24 protein-coding genes are annotated in these 26698 nt (G+C 67.4%); 6 read left to right on the top strand and 18 right to left on the bottom strand.

Annotation, left to right across the window (positions count from 1 at the left end; translation table 11 throughout):
- Nucleotides 1-6: 6 nt before the first annotated feature.
- Nucleotides 7-1137, bottom strand: coding sequence for a glycosyltransferase (locus D7X74_RS18600; protein WP_120534309.1), 1131 nt, complete (start codon nucleotides 1135-1137; stop codon nucleotides 7-9).
- Nucleotides 1138-1201: 64 nt separating this feature from the next.
- Between D7X74_RS18600 and D7X74_RS18605 the strand changes: the two genes are divergently transcribed.
- Nucleotides 1202-2284: a glycosyltransferase family 1 protein gene (locus tag D7X74_RS18605; RefSeq protein ID WP_120534310.1), complete on the top strand. Its 1083-nt coding sequence runs from the start codon at nucleotides 1202-1204 to the stop codon at nucleotides 2282-2284.
- A gap of 115 nt (nucleotides 2285-2399) precedes the next feature.
- A complete protein-coding gene (locus D7X74_RS18610) occupies nucleotides 2400-3668 on the top strand; it encodes a serine/threonine-protein kinase (protein WP_120534311.1) in 1269 nt (422 codons plus the stop codon).
- 101 nt (nucleotides 3669-3769) lie between these two features.
- On the opposite strand, the gene D7X74_RS18615 is transcribed toward D7X74_RS18610, so the two are convergent.
- The 3 genes from D7X74_RS18615 to D7X74_RS18625 are packed head-to-tail and all read right to left on the bottom strand — an operon-like array spanning nucleotide 3770 to nucleotide 6074.
- The gene (locus D7X74_RS18615; RefSeq protein ID WP_120534327.1) at nucleotides 3770-4120 is read right to left on the bottom strand and encodes a DUF2019 domain-containing protein; all 351 of its coding nucleotides are present in this window, start codon (nucleotides 4118-4120) and stop codon (nucleotides 3770-3772) included.
- Nucleotides 4120-5460 (bottom strand): hypothetical protein, encoded by a 1341-nt coding sequence (locus tag D7X74_RS18620; RefSeq protein WP_120534312.1) that lies wholly within the window; start codon nucleotides 5458-5460, stop codon nucleotides 4120-4122. The genes D7X74_RS18615 and D7X74_RS18620 overlap by 1 nt, the downstream gene beginning before the upstream one ends.
- Nucleotides 5461-5501: 41 nt before the next feature.
- On the bottom strand, nucleotides 5502-6074 hold the full coding sequence (locus D7X74_RS18625) for a hypothetical protein (RefSeq protein WP_120584337.1): 573 nt from the start codon (nucleotides 6072-6074) through the stop codon (nucleotides 5502-5504).
- Between the two features lie 196 nt (nucleotides 6075-6270).
- Between D7X74_RS18625 and D7X74_RS18630 the strand changes: the two genes are divergently transcribed.
- From D7X74_RS18630 to D7X74_RS18640, 4 genes are all read left to right on the top strand, one after another.
- Nucleotides 6271-13353: an amino acid adenylation domain-containing protein gene (locus tag D7X74_RS18630; RefSeq protein ID WP_120534314.1), complete on the top strand. Its 7083-nt coding sequence runs from the start codon at nucleotides 6271-6273 to the stop codon at nucleotides 13351-13353.
- 315 nt (nucleotides 13354-13668) lie between these two features.
- Nucleotides 13669-14028, top strand: a complete 360-nt coding sequence (locus D7X74_RS45300) for a hypothetical protein (protein WP_370450773.1) — start codon at nucleotides 13669-13671, stop codon at nucleotides 14026-14028.
- 34 nt (nucleotides 14029-14062) lie between these two features.
- Nucleotides 14063-14413, top strand: a complete 351-nt coding sequence (locus tag D7X74_RS45305; protein WP_370450775.1) for a DUF6310 domain-containing protein — start codon at nucleotides 14063-14065, stop codon at nucleotides 14411-14413.
- On the top strand, nucleotides 14410-15165 hold the full coding sequence (locus tag D7X74_RS18640; RefSeq protein ID WP_120534315.1) for a DUF5953 family protein: 756 nt from the start codon (nucleotides 14410-14412) through the stop codon (nucleotides 15163-15165). The genes D7X74_RS45305 and D7X74_RS18640 overlap by 4 nt, the downstream gene beginning before the upstream one ends.
- A gap of 6 nt (nucleotides 15166-15171) precedes the next feature.
- On the opposite strand, the gene D7X74_RS18645 is transcribed toward D7X74_RS18640, so the two are convergent.
- From D7X74_RS18645 to D7X74_RS18710, 14 genes are all read right to left on the bottom strand, one after another.
- Nucleotides 15172-16581 carry a class I adenylate-forming enzyme family protein gene (locus tag D7X74_RS18645; RefSeq protein ID WP_120534328.1) on the bottom strand — a complete coding sequence of 470 codons (1410 nt, stop codon included), beginning with the start codon at nucleotides 16579-16581 and terminating at the stop codon, nucleotides 15172-15174.
- 2 nt (nucleotides 16582-16583) lie between these two features.
- Complete coding sequence (locus D7X74_RS18650; protein ID WP_120534316.1) at nucleotides 16584-17150, bottom strand: coronafacic acid synthetase; 567 nt, start codon at nucleotides 17148-17150, stop codon at nucleotides 16584-16586.
- Nucleotides 17147-18280 (bottom strand): beta-ketoacyl-[acyl-carrier-protein] synthase family protein, encoded by a 1134-nt coding sequence (locus D7X74_RS18655; protein ID WP_120534317.1) that lies wholly within the window; start codon nucleotides 18278-18280, stop codon nucleotides 17147-17149. The genes D7X74_RS18650 and D7X74_RS18655 overlap by 4 nt, the downstream gene beginning before the upstream one ends.
- Complete coding sequence (locus D7X74_RS18660; RefSeq protein ID WP_120534318.1) at nucleotides 18274-18798, bottom strand: 3-hydroxyacyl-ACP dehydratase FabZ family protein; 525 nt, start codon at nucleotides 18796-18798, stop codon at nucleotides 18274-18276. The genes D7X74_RS18655 and D7X74_RS18660 overlap by 7 nt, the downstream gene beginning before the upstream one ends.
- A complete protein-coding gene (locus D7X74_RS18665) occupies nucleotides 18753-19190 on the bottom strand; it encodes a thioesterase family protein (RefSeq protein WP_120534319.1) in 438 nt (145 codons plus the stop codon). The genes D7X74_RS18660 and D7X74_RS18665 overlap by 46 nt, the downstream gene beginning before the upstream one ends.
- Nucleotides 19187-20575 carry an aminotransferase class III-fold pyridoxal phosphate-dependent enzyme gene (locus D7X74_RS18670; RefSeq protein WP_120534320.1) on the bottom strand — a complete coding sequence of 463 codons (1389 nt, stop codon included), beginning with the start codon at nucleotides 20573-20575 and terminating at the stop codon, nucleotides 19187-19189. Before D7X74_RS18670 ends, D7X74_RS18665 begins: the two co-directional genes overlap by 4 nt.
- Nucleotides 20572-20844 carry an acyl carrier protein gene (locus D7X74_RS18675; RefSeq protein WP_120534321.1) on the bottom strand — a complete coding sequence of 91 codons (273 nt, stop codon included), beginning with the start codon at nucleotides 20842-20844 and terminating at the stop codon, nucleotides 20572-20574. The genes D7X74_RS18670 and D7X74_RS18675 overlap by 4 nt, the downstream gene beginning before the upstream one ends.
- Before the next feature lie 15 nt (nucleotides 20845-20859).
- On the bottom strand, nucleotides 20860-21339 hold the full coding sequence (locus D7X74_RS18680; protein WP_233602160.1) for an aminoacyl-tRNA deacylase: 480 nt from the start codon (nucleotides 21337-21339) through the stop codon (nucleotides 20860-20862).
- Nucleotides 21336-22319 (bottom strand): NAD(P)H-quinone oxidoreductase, encoded by a 984-nt coding sequence (locus D7X74_RS18685; RefSeq protein WP_120534322.1) that lies wholly within the window; start codon nucleotides 22317-22319, stop codon nucleotides 21336-21338. Before D7X74_RS18685 ends, D7X74_RS18680 begins: the two co-directional genes overlap by 4 nt.
- Nucleotides 22320-22324: 5 nt before the next feature.
- A complete protein-coding gene (locus tag D7X74_RS18690; protein ID WP_120534323.1) occupies nucleotides 22325-22846 on the bottom strand; it encodes a MaoC family dehydratase in 522 nt (173 codons plus the stop codon).
- Between the two features lie 28 nt (nucleotides 22847-22874).
- Nucleotides 22875-24107 (bottom strand): aminotransferase class I/II-fold pyridoxal phosphate-dependent enzyme, encoded by a 1233-nt coding sequence (locus tag D7X74_RS18695; RefSeq protein ID WP_120534324.1) that lies wholly within the window; start codon nucleotides 24105-24107, stop codon nucleotides 22875-22877.
- A gap of 60 nt (nucleotides 24108-24167) precedes the next feature.
- Complete coding sequence (locus D7X74_RS18700) at nucleotides 24168-25016, bottom strand: CoA ester lyase (protein ID WP_120534325.1); 849 nt, start codon at nucleotides 25014-25016, stop codon at nucleotides 24168-24170.
- Between the two features lie 276 nt (nucleotides 25017-25292).
- The gene (locus D7X74_RS18705; RefSeq protein WP_120534326.1) at nucleotides 25293-26162 is read right to left on the bottom strand and encodes a GNAT family N-acetyltransferase; all 870 of its coding nucleotides are present in this window, start codon (nucleotides 26160-26162) and stop codon (nucleotides 25293-25295) included.
- Between the two features lie 51 nt (nucleotides 26163-26213).
- A partial coding sequence (locus tag D7X74_RS18710; protein WP_147446613.1) for an O-antigen ligase occupies nucleotides 26214-26698 on the bottom strand: 485 nt, incomplete at its 5' end.

Below are 26698 nucleotides of genomic sequence, written 5' to 3' on the forward strand. Positions count from 1 at the left end.
GCCCTGTCACACCGCTGGGGAGGACGGGGGCAGATCCAGGAGGGCTTCGACCTCGGCCTGGATGGCCTGCTGGAAGCGGGCGCGGCTGAAGCGCTCGGCCTGGGCGCGGGCGTCCTCGGGGCGGAAGGAGGCCTCCCAGGCGTCGAACTGGCGCACGGCGGCAGCGAGGGACGCGGGGGTCTGTTCCGGGAAGAAGAGGCCCGTCTTCGGGGTGACGGTCTCCAGGGCGCCGCCCTTGCCGAAGGCGATGACGGGGCGGCCGGTGGCCTGGGCTTCCAGGGGGGTGATGCCGAAGTCCTCCTCGGAGGTGAAGAGGAGCGCGCGGGCGTCGCGGTAGAGGGCGGGGAGCGCGGCGTCGGGGACGTTGCCGAGGAAGCGGATGTGGGGCGGCAGCGGGCCCGACGTGAGGCGCGAGGCCTCCTGGCCGGTGCCTACGATCCACAGGGGGGTGGACAGGTAGCGGAAGGCCTCCAGCGCGACGTCCAGGCGCTTGTAGGGGGCGAAGGCGCCGAGCCACAGGAAGTAGCCGCCCTGCCCTCCTCCGGCGAGGGGCATCTGGGTGAAGCGGTCGAGTTCGACGGGGGGCGGGATGACGGAGGCCTCGCGGCCCCAGAAGCGGCGGATCTTCCCGGCGATGTGCTGGCTGTTGGCGACGAGGCGGTCCACGCCGTCGGTGGAGGCGCGGTCCCAGGCCTGGAGGTAGGGGCGCACGGCGAGGGCGGCGGCGCGCACGGGGAGGCGGGCGCGGCCGGGGCCGAAGTAGTCGTCGAACAGGTCCCACATGTACCGCATGGGCGCGTGCACGTAGCTCAGGTGGGGCACGCCGGGCGGGGCGTGGATGCCCTTGGCGACGCAGTGGCTGGAGGAGAGGACGAGGTCGTAGTCCCCGGTGATGCGCAGGGCTTCGATGGCGCGGGGGAACAGCGGCAGGAAGTGGCGGTAGCGCGCGTGGATGCCGGGAATGTGCTGGAGGAACGACGTGGTGATGCGTCGGTTCTCGATGCGCGGGGGCTGACTGCCCGGCTGGTGGATGAGGGTGTAGAGGTCCGCGTCGGGGTACAGCTCGCAGAGGGCGTCGAGGACGCGCTCTCCGCCGCGGTGGGTGACAAGCCAGTCGTGGACGAGGGCGACCTTCACGGGGCGCCTTCTAGCACTGTGTGGTAGGCCAGGGGACGTGCCCTCTGTCCTTCTTGACCTGCGAATGGTGCGCGGTCAGCTCCACGGCATCGCGCGCTACGCGCTGGAGCTGGCGCGAAGGTTGCCGGGGCTCGCCCCGGACCTGGAGTTCTCCGCCCTCGTGCCGGCCCAGGGGTTGCCGGACGGGCTGGGGGAGCTGACGCCCCGGATTCCGCTGCACCGCTCCCGGGCGGGGTACCTCACGCCGCTGGAGCAGCCACTCCTGGCGTATGAGCTGACGAAGCTCAAGCCGGACCTGTTCCACGCGACGTCGTTCTCGCTGCCGCTGCTGTGGCCGGGGCGGCTGGTGGCGACGTTGCATGACGCGAACCACCTGGCGCTGGCGGAGCAGTACACGCCGGTGCAGGCGATTTATTACAAGGCGGTGGTGGGGCCGCGGGCGCGCACGGCGTCGGCGCTGATTACGGTGTCTGACTTCTCCCGGGAGGAGCTGGGGAAGTATCTGAAGATGTCTCCGTACCGGTTCCAGGTCATCCACAACGGTGTGGACCCGCGCTTCGAGCCGCCCACGGCGAGCGAGGCGAAGGCGTTCCGGGAACGGCATGAGCTGCCGGAGCGGTACGTGGCGGTGGTGGGCAACGCGAAGCCGTTCAAGAACCTGGCGATGCTGGGGAAGTTCGCGGCGGACCTGCCGGTGCCCCTGGTGCTGCTCGCGGGCAAGGGCGCGGTGGCGCACGAGACGGGGCTTCACGAGAACGTCATCGACCTGGAGGAACTGCCGGAGTCGGAGATGGCGCTGTTCTACGGGGCGGCGGCGGTGCTGCTGGTGCCTTCGAAGTATGAAGGGTTTGGGCTGCCAGCATTGGAGGCCATGGCGGCTGGATGCCCTGTGATCGCGGCGGATGCCACTGCGCTTCCGGAGGTCGTGGGCAATGCGGCAATGCGAGTGCCTCCTGCGGACTCAAACGCATGGCGTGAAGCCACGCTACGGGTTCTTCGGGATGAGGTCCTGCGCCGGGAGTTGATTGAGCTGGGTCGCGAGCGAGCCGCACGGTTCACCTGGGATGCCTGTGCGACTCAAACACTCGGCACCTATCGCCGCGCGATCTCCCACGCGAACACAGAAAAGATAAAGAGATCACACTAAAGCACTCCTGTCGCACCGCCCCCCCTAGCCACCACATCCTCCGAGCACCCGTTCAAAACCATCAACCAACGCACGCGCAACTAAACGACCCGCGACCAAAGAACACTGGAAGACTATGTCGACCCCACGTTCTCAGCCTCCTGCAGAGTACGTCGCTGCTCTAGCAAAGTATGGATTTGAACTTCACGAGCTAATCGGCCAAGGGGCCGCAGGCTCGGTCTTTCGCGCCACACAAACCCGCCTAAAACGTTCTGTTGCAGTAAAGATTTTCGACGGTCGCGGCGCTCGAACGGCAGAGAACCGCAGGAGATTTGACCGCGAACATCTCCTCCTAGCAAAAACAGAGCATCCTGCGATCCCCTATGTGCTTACAACCGGCACACTGCAACTCAAGGGCGAGTCAGTCCACTATATCGCAATGCAGCTAATACAAGGAACCAGACTATCAAACATCCTTGAACACCATGGAAGGATGGATGCAACCAAGGCCATCAACACGATACAGCCAATACTCTCCGCGCTTGCATGCGCGCATCGCGAAAACATCATCCACCGCGACATCGCGCCAGACAACATCATCGTCAACAACCAATCAGCATACCTAATCGACTTCTCAATCGGCATTTGCACAGAGTACGAACCAGGACTGACCCGACTAACACACCCAGGAGAAAAACTAGGGAAGCAGGACTACGCCTCCCCCGAGCAGAGAGAAGACTCCAGCACTGTCGACATCCGCACAGATCTCTATTCAGCTGGAATAGTCCTATTTGAACTACTGGCTGGACATCCCCGACTTCGCATTGACTATATCAATCAAGACTTAAATCACACCTCAACGGAACTCCGAGAAATCATCAAGAAAGCATGCGCAACGAACAGAAATGACCGCTTCTCAAGCGCGGACGCATTCTCCGACGCACTCAAGCAACTCACTGGCGCCAACCTCACAGTGGCTGGCACGCCAATGCGCTCTCTTTGCCCAAACACAATATGCGGCCAAGCAAACTGGTCGTACCACGGATACTTTCGCGGACCGCGCATTGAAGATGAATGCATAAATCCAAGGTGCGACGGCTGCGGGACAATCTTCATCAAAAAATGCCAAAAGTGCCACACCTCCCTCTCTGTAAATCTGAAAAAACTAACAACAAACCAACAGAAAACAAACCACGACTCAATGCATGAATCCCTACAAGCACACTGCATTGCATGCGGCGAGCTGATATTCAAAACTCCGACCTGCAACAAGTGCGGATCTCTCCTGAAAAAGGAGGACATGGGCCAAGACACATTAGCAACCGGGTGCGCCAAATGCCGCCGCCATGAAGCCAACAGGTCTCCTACCAACACGCCGCCTGACGATGAAATGATTCCCTTTTAATGCGAATTCACACAGAACTCGAGGATTGAAGCAGAGCCGCCCAGCAGCGCGGTACGCGAGGAATTGTCGAAGAAGCAGCAGCGGCATTCCCTCTTTTTCCATTACTCCAGATCGAGAGCCCATGCCCCTTCCTCCCATCGTTTCAATGCCTGCTCCGCTTTGAATGAAACCAGTCCCTCCCCCCTGGCTGCCTCCTCCAAGACCGCTTTGGATTCGGCCGTCCGATGGCGGAGTAGGTGCGCTGCGGCCATGACGCGTACGTCCATGCGCGGATGTGTGAACAGCACGGCGAGTGCGTCGCGTCCAGCATCGCCATGAGCCCGGAGTTGGTCGAACGCTGCTCCGTACTTCTTGGCATGCTTGTTCCCAGTCTTGGCATCTCCCCTCCAAATAGCGTCAGTCTGCTCGGCTACATTCTGAGCGAACTGTTCGACAAGCTCCTCTAGCTTCATCACCAGAACCCCTTCGTTACTCTCTCGATTGCGAGCAACCCGAACTCACGCTGGGTCGCATAGGACCGAGTGCTCAACCACTGCCGCACGGTCAAGGTGGCAGAGCCAGTGATATCTCGTTGGATGGACGAGAAGAACGAACTCACGCGGGTGTGAACCCCCTTGTCCAACCGGAGGATGTTTTCTGTGTTGTGAACAGCTTGAGGCCCGAACCGATTCACGTTGCCCGGGGTCTGCTCGACAATGTGGTGCCACTCCTGCCCCTTTCCCGCAGGCCCCATGGCCTTCTTGAATCCGCTGAACGAGCCCCAGGACTTGGAGCCGCTGGGGAAAGTCGTGCCCGCATTGCCGCTGGCAGCCATGGCCACCGCGCCCGGCGCGAGGGAGATGGTGACAGCCTCGGCGCTCACCGCCACCGTTTCCACTTCCCCAATCGCCGCGAACCTGAACCCCATTTGCGACTCGGCCTGCACCGCCGCCTGCGCAGCACCTGGAAGCATCGGAACCTGCTTCGCCAAGCCCGCCGCCGAACTGCCAATCGCCGCCGTGGCCAACATGGCGAACGCACGCGCCGCGTTGCGGCCCATGACCTTGCCGTACCGCTCTCCCTCCGCTCGAAGCTCGTCAAAAGTAGTGGCCCGGTCCGCAGCGTCCACCAGTCGCTTGAAACCCACGATGAGGTTCCAGAAGGTGTCGACTCCCACGTAGGCGATGAGCGTGGCGGTCATCACGGCGGCGATCCCCTTGGAGAAAGGTTCAGGCACCGCGAGCAGGATCATGTACGTCGTCCAGGTCCATAGGACGGTCGTGATCATGGCCTCGGGGTCAGCCATGTCCTTGAACGCGTCCATCATCTCCTCCAGCACGACACCTTGTGCGAGTGCCATGGAGAGGGCGTAGCGCCCATCCCCAGTGACCGTCGGGCCCTCCACGAGCAGGCGCAGACAGTCGCCGGGCCTGGCGGTTCGGTCACACCAGCGCAGGTAGGCGCGCGTCAACTCCACGTCCGCCGAGGGTAGTTCACCGTCCAGGTGCTCCCCAGAACCAAGCGGAGTGATGCGGCGACTGCGTGGTTCGTACAGGTATGAACCGCTGCGCGGCTCTACCTCGAACAGTCGTCGTGCGGCCTCCTGGGGGCGAGTGGGCGGCCGCACGAAACGGGCCATCGCCTCGACGGCAGCCTCAAACTTGTTCCCGTCTAGTTTCACCGGGTTAGAGCTGGGGCGGGGTGTGAACACGGTGGGCGAACCACGCCCCGTGTCCAGCCGCACCGATCTCGTGATGCTGCCGCATCCGGTCAGAGCAACGAGCAGCAAGGGAATTAACCATCGAAGCATCATGCAGAGTCATCCTGGGGAGGCATGCCAGTTCGCGCCTTGAATCATGAGTCTGATGATGAATGATTCGGTGTGTCGAACGTGCACGTCAACTTGCTTCCGTCCAAGTAGAGGTAGACGAATTGCCCCTTCGCTTGAAGGGCGTTCACCCTCTCGAAGGTGATGGAACCCTCCGCCGGACGCCCTGGTCGGATGTAGCCGGTTCTCGATTCCTCTGACGTCCAGAACCAGCCTGACCATTCCATCACCATCGAGTCCACTTGCTGCGGGCCCAGTCCATAATCGCCCTGTGGCACCAGCTTCGTCGTGTTCGGCTTGTCGAACTCCGCGCCATCCCTCAGGCGGATCTCCACCCCAAATGCCTCCACGTCGTCTTCCAGGCCTTGTGTCTCATATTCCAGCCATACGCGGACCTGGTCGTTGCCGTTCCTGCTGTCGGATGGGATTCGCTCCAACCAGGATCCATCTTTGGAGATGGGCCACTTCACGTTCATGCCCAGGTGAGTGCCCCGACACTCCCCCTCGGGCTCGGCATCGGGCGTCAAGTAGTAACAACCAGGGGCGAACACGCTCCAGACGCAGAGCGCGAGCAGCGCGCGGGGATGGGATGGGTTCATGTTCACATCGTAGGCCAGGAAAATGGTGGGATTGACGGAAGGCGCACGGACAGTCTGGATGCTCAGCCTGCTCCCTGTCCGTCCGCATCTGTAGCTGCCTGTCTTTGAGTGCGTGGCGGTGGTGTCTCTGCTTTCGGATGTGCGTGAATCATCGGTATCCTGCGCCCCGTTCGCGCCCCGTTGAAAGGAATCCCAGATGACGCCGGAGCCCCTCCTTCCCGACGCTTCCGTCTCCTTCTGGCAGCAGCACCTCGCGGGTGCCCCGGCCCTCCTGGAGCTGCCGACGGATCGGCCCCGGCCTCCCGCACAGCGGCTCCAAGGGGGCAGCTTCCCCTGGACGATCTCCGCTTCGCTCACGGCGGCCCTGGAGGCGCTGGCCCTGCGGGAGGCAGTGCCGCTCTTCGTGCCCCTGCTCGCGGGATACAGCGCGCTGCTCCACCGCTACTCGCGGCAGGATGACCTCGTCGTGGGCGCTTCGGTGGCGCGAACGGACGGCGGCGTCCTCGCGCTGCGCCAGAACCTCTTCGGCAACCCCCGGTTCGTGGAGCTGATGGCGCGTGTCCACGCGATCCATCAAGCGGCGGAGACCCATCGCGCGCTTCCGTTCGAGAAGCTCGTGGGTGCGCTCCCTGGGACGCAGGGCTTCAACCATGCGCCCGTGTTCCAGGTGATGTTCGTCTTCGCGCCCCTGGCGGATCAGCCGGCCGACACGCAGCGCGCCCGCTGCGACCTGGTGCTCTCCGTATCGAAGTCACAGGAGGGCCTGCGCGCCACCTTCGAGTACGACACCGACCTCTTCGACTCCGAGCGCATCCAGCGCATGGCCTCCCACCTCCAGACCTTCCTGGAGGCCGCCGTCGCCCAACCTTCGCGCCCCATCGCCGCCCTCCCGCTGCTCCCCGACGCCGAGCGCCAACGCGTCCTCCACGCCTGGAACGACGCGACCGCGGACTTTCCCCGCGACGTCTGCGTGCACGAGCGCTTCGCCCTCCAGGCCTCCCTCACCCCCGATGCTCCCGCCGTCACCTACGGCGCCCTCACCCTCTCCTACCGGCAGCTAGATGAGCGCTCCAACCAGCTCGCCTGGCACCTGCGCTCTCTCGGCGTCGGGCCTGAAGTCCTCGTCGGCCTCTGTGTCGAGCGCTCCGTGGACCTCATCGTCGGAATGCTCGCGGTCCTCAAGGCCGGTGGAGCGTACCTGCCCCTCGACTCCTCCCACCCCGCCGAGCGTCTGGCCTTCATGCTCCAGGATGCTCGCGTCGGCGTCCTGCTCGTCCACCAGCAGAAGCTCGAACACCTGCCGCCGTTCTCCGGCGCCACGGTCGTCCTCGACTCCAGTGCCACCGCCGAAGTGCTGGACCAGCAGCCCACGCAGGGCCTGCCGCGCACATCCGGGCCGGAGAACCTCGCCTACGTCATCTTCACCTCTGGCTCCACCGGCAGGCCCAAGGGCAGCGCCATCTTCCACCGGGGCATCCTCGCCCTCGCCTTCGACGCCCTGCTTCATCCCTTCGCTGCTTCGGATCGCGTCGCGCAGGCGTCCAACATCTCCTTCGACCCCAGCACCTTCGAGATCTGGGGCGCATTGCTTCACGGCGCGCACCTCATCGGCATCACCGCCAACCCCGCGCATTCGCCCCATGAGTTCGTGGCGCAGGTGCAAGACGCCCGCGTCTCCACGATGTTCCTCACCACGGCGGTGCTGCACCTGCTCGCGCGGCAGGTGCCCGCCGCCTTCTCGGCTCTGGACACCCTCGTCTTCGGTGGTGAAGCCGCGGATCCCCTCGCCCTTCGCGAGATCCTCCAGCACGGACCTCCCAAGCGCCTCGTCAACGGCTACGGCCCCACCGAGTGCACCGTCTTCTCTTCCTTCCACCTCGTCGACTCCGCGCCTCCGTTGGGCATCCCCGTCTCCATCGGTGGCCCCCTTTCCAACGGCCCGCTCTTCCTGCTCGACGCACACCTGCACCCCGTCCCCATCGGTATCCCGGGCGAGCTGTACGTCTCCGGTGAGCGCCTGGGACGCGGCTACTTCAACCGTCCCGAACTCACCGCTCGCATCTACCTGCCCAACCCCTTCTCCTCCGTCCCCGGTGCCCGCCTCTACAAGACCGGAGACCTCGCTCGCTTCCTCCCTGACGGCCGCATCGAGTACCTCGGCCGCGCCGACCACCAGGTGAAGGTGCGCGGCTACCGCGTCGAGCTGGGTGAAATCGAAGAGGCCCTGCGCCTCCACCCCGCCATCAAGGACGCCTCTGTCATTGCCCGCGAAGCGGGTGGTGACCGTCGCCTCGCCGCCTACCTCGTTCCCCACAACGCGGTCCCCGCTGTCTCCGAGCTGCGCGCGTGGCTCCGTGAGCGCCTTCCCGAGCACATGGTGCCCGCTTCCTTCACCCCGCTCGCCGCGCTCCCCCTCACCGTCAACGGCAAGGTCGACCGCCGAGCCCTCCCCGCTCCCGAGCCCGCTCGCGGCGACGCCCTCTCCTACGTCCCGCCTCGCACGCCCACCGAGGTCGCCCTCTGCCGCCTCTGGGCTTCCCTCCTCGACGTCGAGCGGGTCAGCCTCACCGACAACTTCTTCCACCTCGGGGGCCACTCCCTCCTCGCCACCCAGCTCGTCTCGCGCGTGAACGAGACGTTCCACCTGCGGCTTCCGATCCGGCGCATCTTCGAGGCGCCGACACTCGTCGTCATGGCAGAGGCCATCGAGACGGCTCGGCGCACCGGCATCTCCGAAGAGGGGCCCCCGCTCGTTGCCTTCCCGCATGAGGGTGATCAACCGCTCTCATTCGCTCAGGAGCGACTGCTGTTCGTGGAACAGCTGCATCCCGGGCACGCCACGTATCGGATTCCCGTCTCCTACCGCATCACCTCTCCGCTCGACGTGGAGGTGCTGGAGCGCAGCCTCACCGAATTGACTCGTCGCCACGAAGCGCTCCGTACCGTGTTCGCAGCCACCGAGACCGCCTTCGTCACGCGCATCCAGCCCGTGCGCCCCTTCGCACTCCAGATGGTGGATGTCCGCAACCTGTCCGCCTCCGAGCAGGCGGCGGAAGCGGCACGGTACGCGCGGGAGGAACTCGAACGGCCCATGGAGCTGGTCTCCGGGCCGCTGTTCCAGGGCACCCTGCTTCGCCTGGGCGAACAGGAGCACCTGCTGCTCCTGACCATCCATCACATCGTCTCGGATGGCTGGTCCCTGGGCGTCCTGCTGCGCGAACTCCGGACGGTCTACGAGGACTTCTCCGCGGGCCGGCCCTCCTCCCTTCCCCCGCTGCCCATCCAGTACGTCGAGTTCGGCGTCTGGCAGCGGCAGTGGCTCCGGGACGACACGTTGGAGCGCCTGTTCACCTATTGGAGCAAGCAGCTGGAGGGCGCGCCGCTCCTCCTGGAGCTGCCCATGGACCGGCCCCGTCCGCCCATCCACCGCTTCCGGGGCAAGACGCTGACGTTCGGACTCTCACCGGCGGTCTCCCAGGGTATCGAAGACCTCTGCCGACAGGAGAGCGTCACGCTGTTCATGGGCCTGCTCGCGGGCTTCAGTGCCCTGCTCCATCGCTACTCGGGCCAGCAGGACCTCATCGTCGGCGCGCCCATCGCCGGGCGGATCCGTCCGGAAATCGAAGGGATCGTCGGGCTCTTCGTCAACACGCTCGCGCTGCGACAGGACCTGTCGGGCAACCCCAGCTTCATCGAGCTGATGCGACGCGCGCGCGAGGTCACGCTCGGCGCCTATGCCCACCAGGACCTCCCGTTCGAGAAGCTCGTCGAGCACTTCCATCCCGAGCGCAGTCTCAGTCACGCGCTGGTGGTCCAGGTCATGTTCGTGCTCCAGAACGCACCCGTGCTGGAGGTCCAGCCTTCCGCCGCGCTCCAGATGACCGCGACCGCGGAGCCGTGGGAGCTGAGCACCGGGACGTCGAAGTGCGACCTGATCCTCTTCATGTCGAAGTCGCCGGAAGGGCTGCGCGCGACCTTCGAGTACGACACCGACCTCTTCGACTCCGAGCGCATCCAGCGCATGGCCTCCCACCTCCAGACCCTCCTGGAGGCCGCCGTCGCCCAACCTTCGCGCCCCATCGCCTCCCTGCCCCTGCTCCCCAAGGCCGAGCGTCAGCGCGTCCTCCACGCCTGGAACGACGCCACCGTCGAGTTCCCCCAGGACGTCTGCGTCCACGAACGCTTCGCCCTCCAGGCCTCCCTCACCCCCGACGCTCCCGCCGTCACCTACGGCGACCTCACCCTCTCCTACCGGCAGCTCGACGAACGCTCCAACCAGTTCGCCTGGCACCTGCGCTCCCTGGGCGTCGGTCCCGAAGTCCTCGTCGGCCTCTGCGTCGAGCGCTCCCCTGACCTCATCATCGGAATGCTCGCGGTCCTCAAGGCCGGTGGCGCCTACCTGCCCCTCGATGCGTCCCATCCCGCCGAGCGCCTGGCCTTCATGCTCCAGGACGCCCGCGTCAGCGTCTTGCTCGTCCACGAGCACAAGCGCCAGCAACTGCCTGCCTTCTCCGGCGCCACCGTCTGCATCGATACGGAAGCGGAGGCACTGAGCCGCCTCTCCAGCGCGCCCCTGCCGCGCACCTCCGGGCCGGAGAATCTCGCCTACGTCATCTTCACCTCCGGCTCCACCGGCAGGCCCAAGGGCAGCGCCATCCTTCATCGCGGCATCCTCGCCCTCGCCTTCGACCCGCTGCTGCACCCTTTCGCCGCGTCGGACCGCGTCGCCCAGGCGTCCAACGCCTCCTTCGACCCCAGCACCTTCGAGATCTGGGGCGCGCTGCTTCACGGCGCGCACCTCGTTGGCATCACCGCCAACCCCGCGCATTCGCCCCACGAGTTCGCCGCCCAGGTGCGCGACACCCAGGTCTCCGTGATGTTCGTCACCACGGCGGTGCTGCACCTGCTCGCGCGTCAGGTGCCAGGGGCCTTCTCCGGATTGAAGACCCTCGTCTTCGGTGGCGAAGCCGCGGATCCGCTCGCCCTGCGTGAAGTTCTCACGCACGGTCCGCCCCAGCGCCTCGTCAACGGCTACGGCCCCACCGAGTGCACCGTCTTCTCTTCCTTCCACCTCGTGGATGCGCCCCCGGCCCTCGGCTTCCCGGTGCCCATTGGCGGCCCTCTCACGAACGGTCCGCTCTACCTGCTCGATGGCCTCCTCCAGCCCGTCCCCATCGGTGTCCCGGGCGAGCTGTACGTCTCCGGTGAGCGCCTGGGTCGCGGCTACTTCAACCGCCCCGAACTCACCGCTCGCATCTACCTGCCCAACCCCTTCTCCTCCGTCCCCGGTGCCCGCCTCTACAAGACGGGCGACCTCGCTCGCTTCCTCCCCGACGGACGCATCGAGTACCTCGGCCGCGCCGACCACCAGGTGAAGGTGCGCGGCTACCGCGTCGAGCTGGGCGAAATCGAAGAGGCCCTGCGCCTCCACCCCGCCATCAAGGACGCCTCCGTCATCGCACGCGAAGCGGGTGGTGACCGTCGCCTCGCCGCCTACCTCGTCCCCCACGATGCCGTGCCCGACGTCTCCGAGCTGCGCGCATGGCTCCGTGAGCGCCTTCCCGAGCACATGGTGCCCGCCTCCTTCACCCCGCTCGCCGCGCTTCCCCTCACCGTCAACGGCAAGGTCGACCGGCGCGCCCTCCCTGCTCCCGAGCCCGCTCGCGGCGACGCCCTCTCCTACGTCCCGCCTCGCACGCCCACCGAGGTCGCCCTCTGCCGTCTCTGGGCCTCCCTCCTTGATGTCGAGCGCGTGGGGCTCCACGACAACTTCTTCCACCTCGGTGGCCACTCCCTCCTCGCCACCCAGCTCGTCTCGCGGATTCGCGCGGAGCTGGGCGCAGAGCTCGCGCTTCGCGTCCTCTTCACCGGCCCCACGGTCGCGGAGATGGCGCAGCACCTGGGTACGCTCGTTCCGGACGACGGCCCCCGTGCGGTGCCTCCGCTCGTTCGTGCGCCTCGCGACCGTGCGCTCCCGCTGTCGTATTCGCAGGAGCGGCTGTACCGCTTCTTCCTGCGTGCGCCCACGTCGAGCGCCTACAACATCCCCATCGGCTTCCGGATCCGGGGTCCGGTGCGAGTCGGTGCGCTTCGCGACGCCTTGCAGGGCCTGCTCGAACGGCACGAGTCCATGCGGGTCAAGTTCTCTGAAAAGGATGGACAGCTCGTGCAGCGAATCACTCCCGCCGGTGAGTTCCCGTGGCGGTTCGAGGACCTGCGCGGACAGCCTGACGCGGAAGCGGCGGCGTGGAGGCACATCCTCGCGGATGCGGCGACGCCGTTCGACCTCACGCGGGACCCGCTGGTGCGTGCGTCGCTCCTGTGCGTGAAAGACGATGAGCACCTGCTCCTGATCTGCGTGCACCACATCTCCGCGGACGGCTGGTCCATGGGCGTCATCGCCCGGGAGCTGGGGGCGCTGTACTCGGCGCGGGTCGAAGGGCGCGAATCCGACCTGGCACCGCTCGTCGTGCAGTATCCCGACTACGCGGCCTGGCAGCGGGCGTGGCTCACCGGGACGGAGCTGTCGCGGCGGCTCGCGTACTGGCAGCAGTCGCTCGCGGGCGCGCCCACGGAGCTCCAGCTCCCCACCGACCGTCCCCGGCCTCCGGTGCGCACCTTCAACGGCACCCACCGCGAGGTCCACCTGGGCCGCGACCGCAGCGACGCGCTCCATGCCCTGTGCCGGCGCGAGAACGTCACCCCGTTCATGGCCATGCTGTCCGCGTTCGGCGTCGTGCTCGCGCGCCGCTCGGGCCAGGAGGAAGTGGTGATTGGTTCGCCCATCGCGAACCGGCTGCTCCCGGAGCTGGAGCCGCTCATCGGCATGTTCGTCAACGGCCTGTGCCTGCGCGTCAGCCTGCGAGGAAGCCCGGGGTTCCGAACGCTGCTCCAGCGAGTGCGAGAGGAGACGCTGGGCGCCTACGCGCACCAGGAAGTGCCCGTGGACCAGATCGTGGTTTCACTCGGGGTCGAACTGCCCGTGAACCGCTCCCCCGTGTTCCAGGTGATGTTCGTCCTGCAGAACGCCCCGGAGGCGCCGTTCGAATTGCCGGGCCTCACGGTGACGCCCGTGGAGGTCAACCGGGGCTCTGTCACCTACGAGCTGGCCCTGTCCTTCACGGAAATGGCTGGTGGATTCTCCGGCGTGCTGGAGTTCAACACCGACCTGTTCGACGCACGCACCGCCGAGGGAATCCACGCGGACTTCATTCGAGTGCTCGACGCGGTGCTCGCGAACCCCGACCTACCAATGGGGCTCGACGCTCAAGCGTCCTGACCCATCTCGACCACGACTCCGCCTGCTGCGATCTTCAGACTCTTGAGTGCAGCGGCGGCATCGCCCTTGCCGAAGTTCCGCCAGAATGGGCCGTCCTGGCCCGCAGCTCCCTTGCTTGAAGGAAAGGCCGTGGTCATACGTTTCCGCGCTTGCTTCGCACTCCTCCTTTTCCTTTCAGCCTGCGCTACGTCGAAACCGCCCCCTACCGAGCAGGGAACCCGAAGTCTGAGAATCTCCAACCTCCAGCGAGCGGCGAAGCTGCCCTGGACTGACGGTGGACATTGCGTCCTCCAAGAGGCTGCCCAGCCTTGGGCCGTGATGGTGGAGCGCTGCTTTCAGGCCGTCGACCATGACCGGGTTCGATTTCACGACCCAACGGGAAGATGCACGGTCGCCTCGGCGAGCGCGGCTGCCATGGGACTCGGCGTCTGCGTCCTGATCGCACCTGAGGTCGTTGTGGGAGCCATCGTCATCCTTGGCGTGGTGGTGGTGGCTGCCGCCATCAAGGAGGAACTGGAGGCGTATGAGCTACGCCAGCTCTATCCCGAGGAGGCAGCGACCACGCGAGGAACGAAGGCGGCCCGCCAGGAAGCTGTTCCGAAACGAAATCCCAAGCTGGAGCCGGAGCCCTCCGGCCAGGGCTGGCGCCCCCCCGGTGCCACCGGGCCCCCTTGACCGGGGGCGCCACACCCGATGCGAGCCCATTCCGGTGCCACATCGAGGCGGAGACGACGCGCACGACGCGTGCGCCGACAGGGTTCCTCCCAACCGCTACCCTGGGATGGATGTGCTCGTTGACGGCAAGCACTTCGACGCGCTGCAAGTCGGGGTGCGCGTCCTGTGGGAGATCAAGACCGACCGATTTGACACCTACAGTGACTTCCTCCAGGAACAGGTGGTCAAGGACCAGGTGGCCGAGATGTTGGAAGAACGCGGGATCGCGCGGGCATGTGGATATGGTTTCGTCGTCGGGGTCAGCACCCACGCGCACAAGGAAGCGCTGATCGACCTGGACCCCTCTCTTTCCCCCAATCTTGTCGTTACGGGATGCGAACGATGACGATGCAAGGTCGCCTCCTGATTTCTGTCTACGCGCCAGCGATGGAGGGCGATGACGGACGCGCACTTGCTGCCGTCCACGAAATGGAAGGGGCTCTGCCCGGCTTGCGCCTGGAGTGGGAGGTCTCCAAGGAAGGGCGGCCCATCGCATTGCCGCAGCGTGATGAATGGCTCGCGGAGTCAGCGAAGCGCGGAGAGTTTCCGCTCCTATGCAATGGCGACGAGAGCAACCCAGTGACAATCATGGGGTTGCGAAGACCCGCGAGTTTGATTCCAGGGGGCCAGCCCCAGCTTCAGGTCCATGCGAAGCTGCCGCTAGACGCGCTCGCCATCATGGCGGCACCGAGTGTGCTGGAGGGCGTTGCGAAAGGAACTCAAGCGTTCTGGGGTCATGCGTCGCCGAAGGGTTTCGGCTCGGAAGTCGCGCAGCAGATGCGCAGCGCACCTCATGGACCGGAGCGTTCACCCCGTGGGCTTCCCATGCTCACGCCCCCAGATGAACTCCGTTCGCCTGAGATTCCGCATCACCTCGGGTGGTTGAACTACTGGTCGGCTGCTACCGCACGGACCCTCGGATTCCCGGACACGGCCCGCGATGCAGAGCTGATGACACGGGCGCGGCGCACGGCGACAGGCGGATGGGTTGTCCGGCTCACGGACACCCCTCTCGATTTCAACAACCCTGCCCACCTGGCCGTGCTCCTGCATGCCTATGAGCGCTTCCCAGAAATCGGCGGACGCTCGGTGCGTTGACCTCCTTCATTTGTGCAGGGAGGCCACGGCCACATCCGCCGCGACTACCTGCACGGCACGGGGCCGCTCCGCCAGTCGCAGCAGGCGGAACAGGTCGCGCGACAGTTGCTCCACGGAACGCCGCTCATCCGAGACGGTGAGGACCACGTCGTAGTCGTCCCCCTCCTTGCTCTTGATAACCTGCGTGCGCGCCGTGAGCACGCCGGGAAGCATCATGGCCAGACGCCGCACGGAGGCCATGCTGATCTTCTCGCTGCCTCGCACCAGGAAGTCGGAGACGCGCCCCTGGAAGTACAGGTAGCCCTCCGCGTCGATGTCGAACACGTCCCCCGTGGCCAACAACCGGGGGCCTCGCAGCGCATGCTGCTTCTCCCCTTCCACGATGCCGATGCGGCGCTTCATCACCGTGTCCGAGGAGACGAACAGCTCCCGCTGTCCATCCGGACCGCGCGGCACGAGCGTCACCTCCGTACCCGGCAGGGGCAACCCCACGGACGCGAAGCGGCGCTCCGGCTCCACATGCGCGGCGAGCGTCGCCACGCGCGGTCCTGCCTCGGACAGGCCATAGGTCAGGTACAGCTCCCCACCCGGCCGCGCGTGCAGCATCCGCTTCACGTGCTCCGGCGCGAGCACATCCCCACCCACGCCCAGACACCGCAGCCCCTCCGGAAATGCCTCCCCGTGTTGCAGCAGCCCGCGCACCAGCAGCGGCGTCAGCGCGGACACGGTGATGCCCTGTTCCGCCAGAAGACGCAGGTACGCCGCTGGCTGGAACGGCGGTCCGCTGATGACCAGCTCCAACCCTCGTCTCAGCGCGGAGAACGCCTGCGCGACCATCGAATATGAGTAGTACAGCGGCAGGTTCACCAGGGCCGTGTCCCCCGCGCGCAGGCCCACCGCGTCCGCGTGCCGGTCCGCGTTGCGGAAGAGCGCAGCCAGGTCGAACACGCAGCCGCTCGCGAAGCCGGAGGTGCCGGACGTGAGCAACACCATCTCTCCAGCCTCTGCCCCCGGCGGAGTGGTGTCCGGAAACAGCGCCACCTCCGCCCCGCCCAGCGCGAAGCGCTCCACCCGTTCCACGTGCGGCGCGGGTGCGCGCATCGCCACCAACGCGCGCGCCGGCAACGCATCCACCAGCGACTGCTGCCGACCCGCAGGCGACGCGGGCGACACCAGCGCGGGGACACCCCGGGCCGCGAGCACCGCGAAGACCTGGGCCAGCAGCCCCGCGCCATTGGGCAATGCCAGCAGCACCACGTCCCCGGGCCTGAGTCCCCTGGCGATCCATGCTGACGCCAATGCCGACACAGAGCGGTCGGTGGCCGGATGCGCTTCGGTGAGGTCGCGGATGCGGTCCAGGAAGGCCTGGACTTTGGCCAGCGGAACGCCCGCGAGATCCTGGAGAGGTGAGGCCATGTTCACTCCGCTCGGAATTGAAGAGACCGCGCCACGACTTCCACGCCGACGCCAGGCCCGGTTCCCCGTGACAGGACGACGCAGCCCGCGCCCGGAGGCCGGCCTTCGACCGACAGCACGGAGCCGATGAGGGCCCAGTCCACGACCCCGCGCTGGAGCCATGCCATGGACATCGCCAGCGCGACCTCCGCTCCCGTCGCCACGGGCATCGTCAGCGCCAGCGTCGGGCCTCGCAGCCCATGGACGATGCAGGACAGGCCCGTGGGGGCGCTCGGCGTCGCGGCGGGAAAGCGCAGCGGGGACGCGAAGCCTCGCGCGGCATCGCTCGCCACCTGGGCCCACGTCTCACGAGGCCCCACCGCGCCCACCTGGATGAGCGAGCAACGGTCCGCCGCACGCGTGAAGTCCTCGCCCAGTGAACCGGTCGCCTCGCCCACGGCCATGACCAGCGCCCAGGACAGTGGATCCGCGTAGCGCACGGACGGCTTCCATTTGACGAGGTGCGGATTCGGCGCGTCCGCGAACACCACCGCGCTGCCACGCAGGGCCACCGAAGGCAGGGACGTCATCGCGCCACCTCGAAGACCAGCGACGTGTCGAAGCCGCCAAAACCCAGCGTCACGCTCAAGCCCTTCCGGGCCGAATGCCGGGTCGATGCGCCCACGGACAGCGGACAGGGAAACTCAGGGTCCGGCTGCTCCAGTCCGACGATGGGCGGAACGATGCTCTCCCGAAGCCCCAGGATGGTCGCGATGGCCTCCATCGCTCCGGTGGCCCCCAGCGTGTGTCCGAAGGCTCCCTTCGTCGCGAAGACGAGCGGTCCGCCCTTGGAGCCAAACACGCTCCGGAACGCCGCGGCCTCCGCCCGGTCGTTCACCGGGGTCGCGGAGCCATGACCATTGACCAGCCCAATCTCAGACGCCGCGAGGCCCGCATCCACCAGCGAGCGCTCCATCGCCAGCCGTGCCCCCGCCGCCGCGGGATCCGGCGACGTCATGCTCGCCGCGTCGTTGGCCGAACCCACGCCACGCAGCCGCGCCAGGATACGAGCCGACCGCTGCTCCGCGTGCGCCGCCGACTCCAGCACGAGGAACGCCGCGCCCTCCCCCAGCATCATGCCGTCATGCCGTGTGTCATAGGCCCGCGCGCGCGACGGAGACAGGGTGGACAGCGCGGAGTGCGCCAATCGCTTGCTCGGCGTCAGGATGTCCACGCCGCCACAAATACACACATCCGCGAGGCCCGCGCGAAGGCACTCCGCCCCCACCACGAGCGCATCCGAACCCGACGAGCACGCCGTGGACAACACCACGGGCGGAGCCTTCGCGCCCAGCACCCCCACCACCGCGTCCGCCCACTGGTGCAGCGGAGCATTCCGCTCGCCCTCGTCGTCCAGGTAGGCCCCCAGGCTGGTGCCCAGGACAAACAGGGTGCGCGCCCCGTCACCCGTCAGGCCCGCGTGTTCCAGGGCCTCACGCAACGTCGCGACCGCGAGCCCGCGCAACCGCTCCGCCGGGCCCTCCACCTGCCCGCTCGAACGTCCCGGCACCACGGCCGCCTGCGTGTTGCGCAGGCGGTGCGGGGACGGAACCTCCACGAAGCCGTGCTCGCCCGCCAGCAGCCGGCGCCACACGGCGTCCAGCCCGCTGCCGAGCGGCGTCGTCCACGCGGCGCCCGTGACGACGACGGGTGCTACCACAGCGGCGAGCCCAGGTCCGAGACCCGGGAGCGCACGAGACTCGCGCGGAACGCCGCCACGCGAGTCGCTCCCACCATGGCCTTGCCCGTGAAGTGGAACAGCCCTCCCGCCAGCCGGTTCTGCTGCACGTGCAGCAACACCTGGTCTCCCGGCACCACCACCTTCAGGAAGCGCGCCTCCACCGAACCGATGAGCGTCAGCTCGTCCTCGGCCAGCATCGACGTGCTCATCTGGTAGAGGATGATGCCCGCCTGCGCATAGGACTGGATGAGGTGGCTGCCCGGGAAGATGGCCCGCTCCGGGAAGTGGCCGGCGATGCTGTCCATGTTCCCGGAGATGGAGATGAGCGCGTCCAGGAACTTCCCCGGCTCATGGTCCACGATGCGGTCCAGGTAGATCATCGGGTGGCGGTGCCGCAGCCACTGCTTCAACGCCGTGAACCCCAGGGGCTTCGGCGTGCGCTCCACTGCGTTCACGGCGCCAGCTTGAGCGCGCTGCTGAGGGACGGCGGTAGACATGCGGGCACTCCGTTCTCTCGGGTGACGACGGCGAAATCCAGACTTCCAAAGGCAAGCAGCAACGGCTCCGGGCCGTCGCGGTACAGCTTCACGCCCAGCTTCAAGCTCGCGGGCCCGACGTGATCCACTGACGGCACCATCACCAACCAATCCTGGAACCGCGCCGCCGCGCGGTAGCTGACGCGCAGCTCCCGCACGCGCAGGTCCAGGCCCTGCGCCGTCAAGGCGTCCAGCCCCGCGCCCCGGCGCTCCAGTTCCTCCAGGCCCGCCGTCTCCAGCAACGACGCGTAGCGGGAGAAATGCACGACGCCGGAGGCATCCGTGTCCACGTGCTCCACCCGCTTGCGCAGCGAGAGTGGAACCTCCGGCAGCGGCACCGCGGCCTCCGTCACGACCCGGACTCCACGAACGTCCGCACCCCGCGCTGGATTCGCGCGACCATCTCCTGGAGGTCCGCCTCCCCCGCGATGAGCGGCGGCGCGATGCGCATTGCCGGGAACAGGTAGCGCAACCCGCGCGAGCGTCGCCCCGCGCCCGCCATGAACTCCACGAAGATGCCCGCGTCGAGCAGCCGAGTCCGCAGCCGCCCCAGGTTCCCCGAGGCCTTCTCCGTCAGCTCCAGGCCGTTCATGTAGCCCAGGCCCCGGACCTCCTGGAACACCTCCGGGAACGGCTGCGCCACGTCCTTGCGCAGCCGCTCGCGCAGCAGCTCGCCCAGCGGGCCCGTGCGTTCCACCAACCCCTCGCCGGACATGTACTGGATGCCCGAGCGCATCACCGCGCTCGTCAGGGGCCGCAGGTCGGACGTGGACACCGCGCCGCTGGAGCGCACCGACAGCTCGCGCCGCGCGATCACCATGGACGTGGAGACGACGCCCATGCCCAGGCTCTTGCCGATGACGGTGATGTCCGTGGGGATGGGCCCCTCCGCGTCCGTCATGCCGAAGAAGCGGCCCGTCTTCGCGAACGTGAGCACCTCGTCAGCCACCAGCAGCACGTCATGCTCCCGGCACAGCGCGGCCAGCCGCCGCAGGTAGCCCGGGGGCGGCACCAGGATGCCGGCGTCCCCCTGGATGGGCTCCACGAACACGCCGGCCAGCTTCCGCCCGTGCTCCGCGAAGAAGGTCTCCAGATGCGAAAGCTCCCCGAACGGCAGGAACTGCACGTCGAGCGCCTCCGTCGCGGGCAGTGGCATTCCCAGTCGGTAGTGCCGACGGTTGAGCAGGCTCACCAGGCCCTGCGTCCACCCGTGCCACGCGCCCTCGAAGGCGAGGATCGTCCGCCGCTCGGAACGCTCGGGCTTCGGCGCCATCCGCCGCCGGTCGAAGTTCGACTCCAACACCAGACGCAGCGCCAGCTCCAGGCCCTCGGAGCCGGAGTTGCGGCCGCTCGCGTGGTACGCGTCTCCCGGGAAGCGGTCCGCCCACAGGCCCTTCGCGCCGAACAGCTCCTCCAGGAGCAGCGTGCGCTCCAGCGAACCCAGCTCGTCGGTGACGTAGCCCGCGCGCTCCAGGCCGTCGCGCAGCGCTTCCTGCATGCGCGGATGGCCCGCACCCAGACACGCGCTCGCGTAGCCACCACTGGCGTCCAGCACCTCCACGACGCGACCCGCGTCCGGCCCCTCCAGCGTCGCCATGTGCTGCACGAGGCCCTTCGCCTTCAGACAGACATACGGCAGGCGTCCGCCGCCATAGTGGTCCATCTGCAACGCCATGCCGGCGCGCAGGCGGGCGACGTCGTCCGCGCCCAGCTTCTCCCCCGCGGCGGGCACCTTCACTTCGCGCCCCCCTGCTGCTGGGCCTTGAGCTTCACGATGAGCGCCGACAACAGGTTGAGCGTGCGGAAGTTCTCCGTGTCGAAATCCTGGTCGGAGATGCTCACGCCGAACTGATCCTCACAGATGACCCGCAGCTCCAGGAAGCCCACGGAGTCCAGGCCGACGACGGACTGCAACCCGTCGTCTCCGCCAATCTGCTCCTCGGGAATCTCCACGAAGAGCTGGTTCGTCAGGATCTTCTTGAGGCTTCTGGAGACGTCTTCCTGCATGGGGAACTCCTCGATTCAGGGGGTCGTTGCTTCGGTTGGAATGCTCAGGGTGCCCACGGTGCCCTTCGTCACGCGCAGCAGCTCCGCGGGCGTCAGGCGCAACAACAGCTCCGGCCGCCCGCCGCCGCCGTAGCCTTCCGGGTACTCCAGGACGGACGCGTCCACGAACACGCGCAACGGGTGCGGATGGCCCAGCGGTGGCGTGCCTCCCGGCGGATAGCCCGTCGCCTCCAGCGCCCGCTCGCGGCTCGCGAACGCGACCTTGCGACAGCCCGCGGCCCGCGCCACCGCCTTGAAGTCCACGCGCCGGTCTCCGGGCAGCACGACGACCAGCACCTCGTTCGCGTCCGTGGTGAACACCAGCGACTTGAAGATGCCGCCCACCGCGATGCCCAGCTCCTGCGCGGCGGCCGCCGCCGTCGTCATCGGCGTCGCCAGGGTCAGCAGCTGCGCGTCCACCTGCTCACGCGCCAGGAACTCGCCCAGGTCCGTCACCGCGTCACCGTCAGGACGATCTTCCCGATGTTGCGATTGGCCTCCATCTCCGCGTGGGCCTCCACCACCGCCTCCAGCGGCCAGCTCCCGTGGATGACGGGCGGCAGCCCGCCTCGCGCCAGCACCTCCATCCACCGCTGCCGGAAGCGCGCGTTGACCTGCCGCTTCTCCACCATGGGCCGCAGCCGCAGCGACGAGCCCTTGAGCTGCAACCGGCGCTGCACGACGCGCAGCAGGTCCAGCTCCGCCGCCATCCCGTCCAGCAGGCCCACCAGCACCAGGCAGCCCTCGTGCTTCAGCACGGAGAGGTTGCGCGACAGGTACGCGCCGCCCACGAAGTCCATCACCAGGTCCACGCCTTCACCGCGCGTGCGCTCCATCACCTCCGCCACGAAATCCTGGCGCCGGTAGTCGATGGCCACGTCCGCGCCCAATTGCTTCAGCGCCTCCACCTTCCGGGGCGTGCCCACCGTGCACAGCGCCGTGGCCCCCACGTGCTTCACCATCTGCACCATCGTCGTGCCGATGCCGCTGGCCCCCGCGTGCACCAGCACCGTGTGTCCGGGCTTGAGCCCGCCCAGCTCGAACAGTGTCTCGTTGGCGGTGAGGCAGGACTCCGCGGCGGCGGCGGCCTCCACGAAGCCCAGCGCCTCCGGGATGATCAGCGCCATGTCCGCGTCCAGCAGGCAGTACTCCGCGTACCCGCCGCCCTCCACCACGCCGAACACGCGCTGGCCCCGGGTGAAGCCCTTCACGCCCTCGCCCCACGCCTCCACCGTGCCCGCGACCTCCACGCCAGGGATGGCGGACTGGCCCTCCGGCACGTGGTAGATGCCCGCGCGCTGGAGCAGGTCCGCGCGGTTGAGCGCGGTGGCGTGCACCTTCACGAGCAGCGCGTTGCCCGTGGGCACCGGCCGGGGAACGTCGCGGAGCTTCACCACCTCCGGGCCCCCGGAGCCTTCGAAGACGACGGCGCGCATGGTTCTCAGTACCCGGCCCTTTCCTCGACACCGCGCTCGCGCGTGGGCACGAGGAAGCTGCGCTCGAACGTCAGGAACACCTCGCCCGTGGACTTCAGGCCCCGCGTCTCGCAGGTGACGATGCCCTCCCCGTCCCGCTTCGCGGACAGGCGCTTGGCCAGGATGCGGCTCTCCGCGTACAGCGTGTCTCCGGCGAACACCGGGTGCGTGAGCCGGATGCGGTCCCACCCCAGGTTCGCCAGGGCCCGACCGCTGGTGCTGCGCACGCTCATGCCGCACACCACGCTGAACGTCACCAGGCTGGAGATGAGCGGCCGCTCCCACGGCGTGTGCGCGCAGTAGGCCGCGTCCAGGTGCAGCGGGGACGGGTTCAGGCTCAGCGTGTTCATCAGCACGTTGTCCGCTTCCGTCACCGTGCGGCCCGGGCGGTGTTCGAAGACATCCCCGACGGTGAAGTCCTCGAACGCGAAGCCCAGCAGCTCCCGGTAGCGCTGTGGTCCCACCTGCTTGTAGCCAGTGCCCTCCATGTCGTGTGTCCTCGCGTTCGGGCTGGATTCAGAAGCCGGAGATGATGTCCTTCGCCGTCGCGCAGAAGCGCTTCAGCTCGTCCGGTTCGATGTCCGCGCGCATCATCAGGCGCACGCCCGCTTCGCCCTTGGCCACCACGGGGAAGAACACCGCCGAGCAGTAGTAGCCCGCCCGGTACAGCTCCTGGGACAGGCGCACCGCCTTCTCCTCCGCGCCCACTTCAATCTTGCGGATGGGCATGCCGTTGCCCGCGTGCTGCGAGGGGAACTGGCTGTCGAAGTAGTCGATGTTGCGCGCGAGCTTGTCCTGGAGCTGCTTCAGCTCCGGGCTCTTGTGCAGCGCGATGCTCGCCAGCGACGCGCCGATGTTCGGCACCTGGAGGTTCTGCGACCACGCGAGCGGGCCCGCGTTCCGGTTGAGGAAGTTGAACAGCTTCTCGCTGCCCAGCATGGCCACGCCGCCCGCGCTGCCGAAGGCCTTGGCCAGCGACGCGACGATCATCGTCAGCGGGTTCATCTTCAGGCGGGAGCGGACCCAGCCCTCGCCGTTCTTCCCGGTGATGGACAGCGAGTGCGAGTCATCGAAGTACAGGAACAGGCCGTACTTCTCCTGGAGCTGGAGCAGGCCCTCCAGCGCGGTGAGCCCGCCCATGGAGTAGGCGCCGTCCGCCACGTAGGCGACGCGCGGGTACTTCTTGCAGACGTCCTCCAGGTAGTTGAGGTCGTTGTGGGGACTGGTCAGCACCAGGCTCTCGTCCCCGACGATGGGCTTCACGTACGCCATGGAGAAGTGACAGAAGCGGTCGAACACCATGACGCGCGGCTGTCCGTCCTCCGTCAGGTGTCCGGACGCGAGCAGCGGCAGGATGCCCGCGGTCAGCGCGGTACATGACGCGGCCGGCAGCGACGGACAGCCGTACAGGTCCCGCAGGCCCTCTTCCAGCCGCGCCATCAGGCCCAGGCGGATGCGCAGCGTGGAGAGCGCAAGGCCGATGGTGCCCTCTTCCTGGAGCGCGGTGATGGCGCCCTGGAGGATGGCCGGGTGGTGGTTGAGGCCCAGGTAGGAGCACGAGCACAGCACCATGAAGGCGTGCTGGGTCGCCCGGTCGATGAGGTGGTTGTTCGACTCGAAATCCACCTTCAGGTTGATGAGGCCGTGGTCCTCGGCCTGCTGCCAGCCGGCGTCACCCACACCGACGAACTTCTCGTTGTTGCGGTAGCGCCGGGGGCCCAGGACGCTCTCGGGAATGCTCGTTGCCATGCGGACTCCTCCTGCGCGGAATGGTCGGGGAAAGACAAAAGATGAAGAACGAAGCGGGCTTCAGCCCTCGGTGACGCCGAAGTCCTCGAGCGTGCGCTTCGCGGCCTCGATGAAGGGCGTGCCCACCATGGCGCCGTCGACGACGCAGATGTTCGCGTCACGGGCCTGGCTCTCCGCGACGATCTTCCGCGCCTTCTGCAGCGTGCGCTCGTCCGGGGAGAAGGCCTTGTTGATGATCTCCACCTGATGCGGGTGGATGGCGGCCTTGCCGCTGAAGCCCAGGCTGCGCGCGCGGGCGGACTCCGCGCGCAGCCCCTCCAGGTCGCCCATGTCGAACAGGGGCGCGTCCACCACCTGGAGGTTCGCGCAGCGCGCGGCGGACACCAGCCGGGAGCGCGCGTACAGCAGGGGCTCCCAGGCGAGCGCCGCGCCAATGCTGAAGGAGAAGTCCGCCGAGCCGAACACCAGCGCCTTGAGACGCGGCGTCGCGAACACGATGGCGTCGAGGTTCTCGATTCCGCGCGGCGTCTCCACCAGCGCCAACAGGTCCACGTTCGCGCAGTCGGATCCCAGCACCTGTTCGACGATCTCCAGGTCGCGCGGGGACTCCACCTTGGGCACCATGATGACGTCGGGCTTCACCGCGTACTCACGCAGGGCCAGCAGATCGCGCATGCCTTCAGGGCGCGTCACGGAGTTGATGCGCACCGCGCGGCGGCTCTCCCCCACCCGGGGCGTCAGGAAGAAGGCCTCCGCGTGCTGCCGGGCCGCGTCCTTGTGGGCCGCCGCCACGGAATCCTCCAGGTCCACCAGACTGATGTCCGCGCCGGCTTGCTGCCCACGCTCGAAGCGATCCACGGCGAGCGCCGGAGTGAACAGGATGGAGCGGCAATAGCGGGTGAAGCGCATGACGGCCTCCAGTCAGTGAATGACTGGGTACGCGTCTATCCCTATCACGTCAAGATTCAACCCAACCCTTCGCAAACATAGCGTGCCCAATGGATGAAACGTATTGGTATGTCTTTGAATGTGAAGCGATGTTGTGCGATGGAGAGAAACAACACCCAGCGCGTGGGTATCCCCAGACCTACCTGGTGCGTCACACGCGTTGCGTCAGCAGGGAGATGCGACACGCGCAACCGCGTCGCCAGAATATCGCAGCACCGCGGGAACGGACCCGCAGTGTCAGGTGCGCGCGAGTACGGGGAAGCCGTGGGGCCTGGGTGACAAGGACAGCCCGCGCACGAACAGCCAGGCCTCCAGGTCCTCGCCGGCCTCCGTCGCCTCCGGCCACCAGCGCTCCGGGGTGAAGCCGAAGCGGACGGAGCGGATGGGCCGGTCAATCAGCCGGGGGATCCACGCGCGCAGGTCGAAGGGTTCCCGGGCGAAGATGTCATCGATGTGCAGCGTGTCGCCCTCCACTTCCGCGCAGACCCACGCGTCGTCACCCAGTCGCCACAACGGGCGCGCGAACCCATTGGCCACGTGCCAGCTCGCGGCCGTCGAATACCCGCGCACGCCGAAGCGCTCCGTCACCGGAAGCCCCTTGTTGGAGAGCGCGGACAGGCCCGCACGCATCGCCGCATCCCCCAGGTCGATCCGGGACGCGGGGGTGCCTCCAGGCACGGCCGCATGCTCCGCGGCGAACAGCGTCTGTTCGCAGGGTTGGAAACCGAAGCGCGGATAGAACTGGAGCACGTTGGGGTTGGCGAACAGGAACACCGGCGCGTCTCCACAGGCGTCCAGCGCGGCGTTCATCACCAGGTGAGCCAGCCCCTGCCCGCGATGGGAAGGCAGACTCGCCACGGCGCCAAACTGGTAGCCCGTCACCTCGCGCCCTTCCACGAGCAGCCGCATCCGCATCACCGCGGTGGTGGCCACCGCGCGGCCCTCTTCGAGCACGGCGAACGCGCGGTAGTCGTCGGTCCACTCACCCCATTCGCACCAGCGCCGGAAGTCGGCCCGGCGGAACACCTGGGGCACGAAATCGCAGAAGGCGGCCTGCAATGCCGTGTCGTGAGAACCGAATTCAACGACCTGAGGCGCGGTGTCCATTCCCATCCAGGCAGTGTCGCACGCGCCACCGGGGAGGTCACCCCACGGCAATCATTGCCGTTCCGGCCAACGGCACAACCCCAGCCCCCACACGAACATGAACGACAGGTGCACGCTCGGGTGGAACGGCAGGTAGTGCACCAGGGCCAGGACGTGGAAGCCGGCGAACGACAGCAGCGCGCCCGTGGCCGCGATGGAGCCCTGGCGGTGCCTGCGCACCAGCGCCCGGGCCAGCAGGCCGTGCATCGCCGCCAGCAACACCAGCCCCACGAGCCCCGTCTCCGCCCAGGCCGTCAGCCAGAGGTTGTGCGAGTCCGTGGCCAGCAGGTCCGTGATGCCTGTCCGGGCCTGCGTCGCCAGCGCCGCGGGTTTGTGATTGCCAAAGCCCACGCCCACCCACGGGTGCTCGCGCACCAGGCTCCAGCCCACCGACATCGCCAGCGAGCGCTCCCCGCTGCCGAAGAGGTTGTCCACGGCCTTGCCGAACCGCTCCCGCCACGCGGGCGTCAGCAGCACCAGCACGACCAGCGCCACCG

The organism is Corallococcus sp. CA047B (assembly GCF_003612065.1).
In the GTDB taxonomy this organism is placed as follows: Bacteria; Myxococcota; Myxococcia; order Myxococcales; family Myxococcaceae; genus Corallococcus; species Corallococcus praedator.

Excerpts from the sequence above, each read along its gene's own strand:
- D7X74_RS18605 (WP_120534310.1), top strand. The coding sequence starts at position 1,202 with ATGGTGCGCGGTCAGCTCCACGGCATCGCGCGCTACGCGCTGGAGCTG.
- D7X74_RS18610 (WP_120534311.1), top strand. The coding sequence starts at position 2,400 with ATGTCGACCCCACGTTCTCAGCCTCCTGCAGAGTACGTCGCTGCTCTA.
- D7X74_RS18615 (WP_120534327.1), bottom strand. The coding sequence starts at position 4,120 with ATGAAGCTAGAGGAGCTTGTCGAACAGTTCGCTCAGAATGTAGCCGAG.
- D7X74_RS18620 (WP_120534312.1), bottom strand. The coding sequence starts at position 5,460 with ATGATGCTTCGATGGTTAATTCCCTTGCTGCTCGTTGCTCTGACCGGA.
- D7X74_RS18625 (WP_120584337.1), bottom strand. The coding sequence starts at position 6,074 with ATGAACCCATCCCATCCCCGCGCGCTGCTCGCGCTCTGCGTCTGGAGC.
- D7X74_RS18630 (WP_120534314.1), top strand. The coding sequence starts at position 6,271 with ATGACGCCGGAGCCCCTCCTTCCCGACGCTTCCGTCTCCTTCTGGCAG.
- D7X74_RS18640 (WP_120534315.1), top strand. The coding sequence starts at position 14,410 with ATGACGATGCAAGGTCGCCTCCTGATTTCTGTCTACGCGCCAGCGATG.
- D7X74_RS18645 (WP_120534328.1), bottom strand. The coding sequence starts at position 16,581 with ATGGCCTCACCTCTCCAGGATCTCGCGGGCGTTCCGCTGGCCAAAGTC.
- D7X74_RS18650 (WP_120534316.1), bottom strand. The coding sequence starts at position 17,150 with ATGACGTCCCTGCCTTCGGTGGCCCTGCGTGGCAGCGCGGTGGTGTTC.
- D7X74_RS18660 (WP_120534318.1), bottom strand. The coding sequence starts at position 18,798 with ATGTCTACCGCCGTCCCTCAGCAGCGCGCTCAAGCTGGCGCCGTGAAC.
- D7X74_RS18675 (WP_120534321.1), bottom strand. The coding sequence starts at position 20,844 with ATGCAGGAAGACGTCTCCAGAAGCCTCAAGAAGATCCTGACGAACCAG.
- D7X74_RS18685 (WP_120534322.1), bottom strand. The coding sequence starts at position 22,319 with ATGCGCGCCGTCGTCTTCGAAGGCTCCGGGGGCCCGGAGGTGGTGAAG.
- D7X74_RS18690 (WP_120534323.1), bottom strand. The coding sequence starts at position 22,846 with ATGGAGGGCACTGGCTACAAGCAGGTGGGACCACAGCGCTACCGGGAG.
- D7X74_RS18695 (WP_120534324.1), bottom strand. The coding sequence starts at position 24,107 with ATGGCAACGAGCATTCCCGAGAGCGTCCTGGGCCCCCGGCGCTACCGC.
- D7X74_RS18700 (WP_120534325.1), bottom strand. The coding sequence starts at position 25,016 with ATGCGCTTCACCCGCTATTGCCGCTCCATCCTGTTCACTCCGGCGCTC.
- D7X74_RS18705 (WP_120534326.1), bottom strand. The coding sequence starts at position 26,162 with ATGGACACCGCGCCTCAGGTCGTTGAATTCGGTTCTCACGACACGGCA.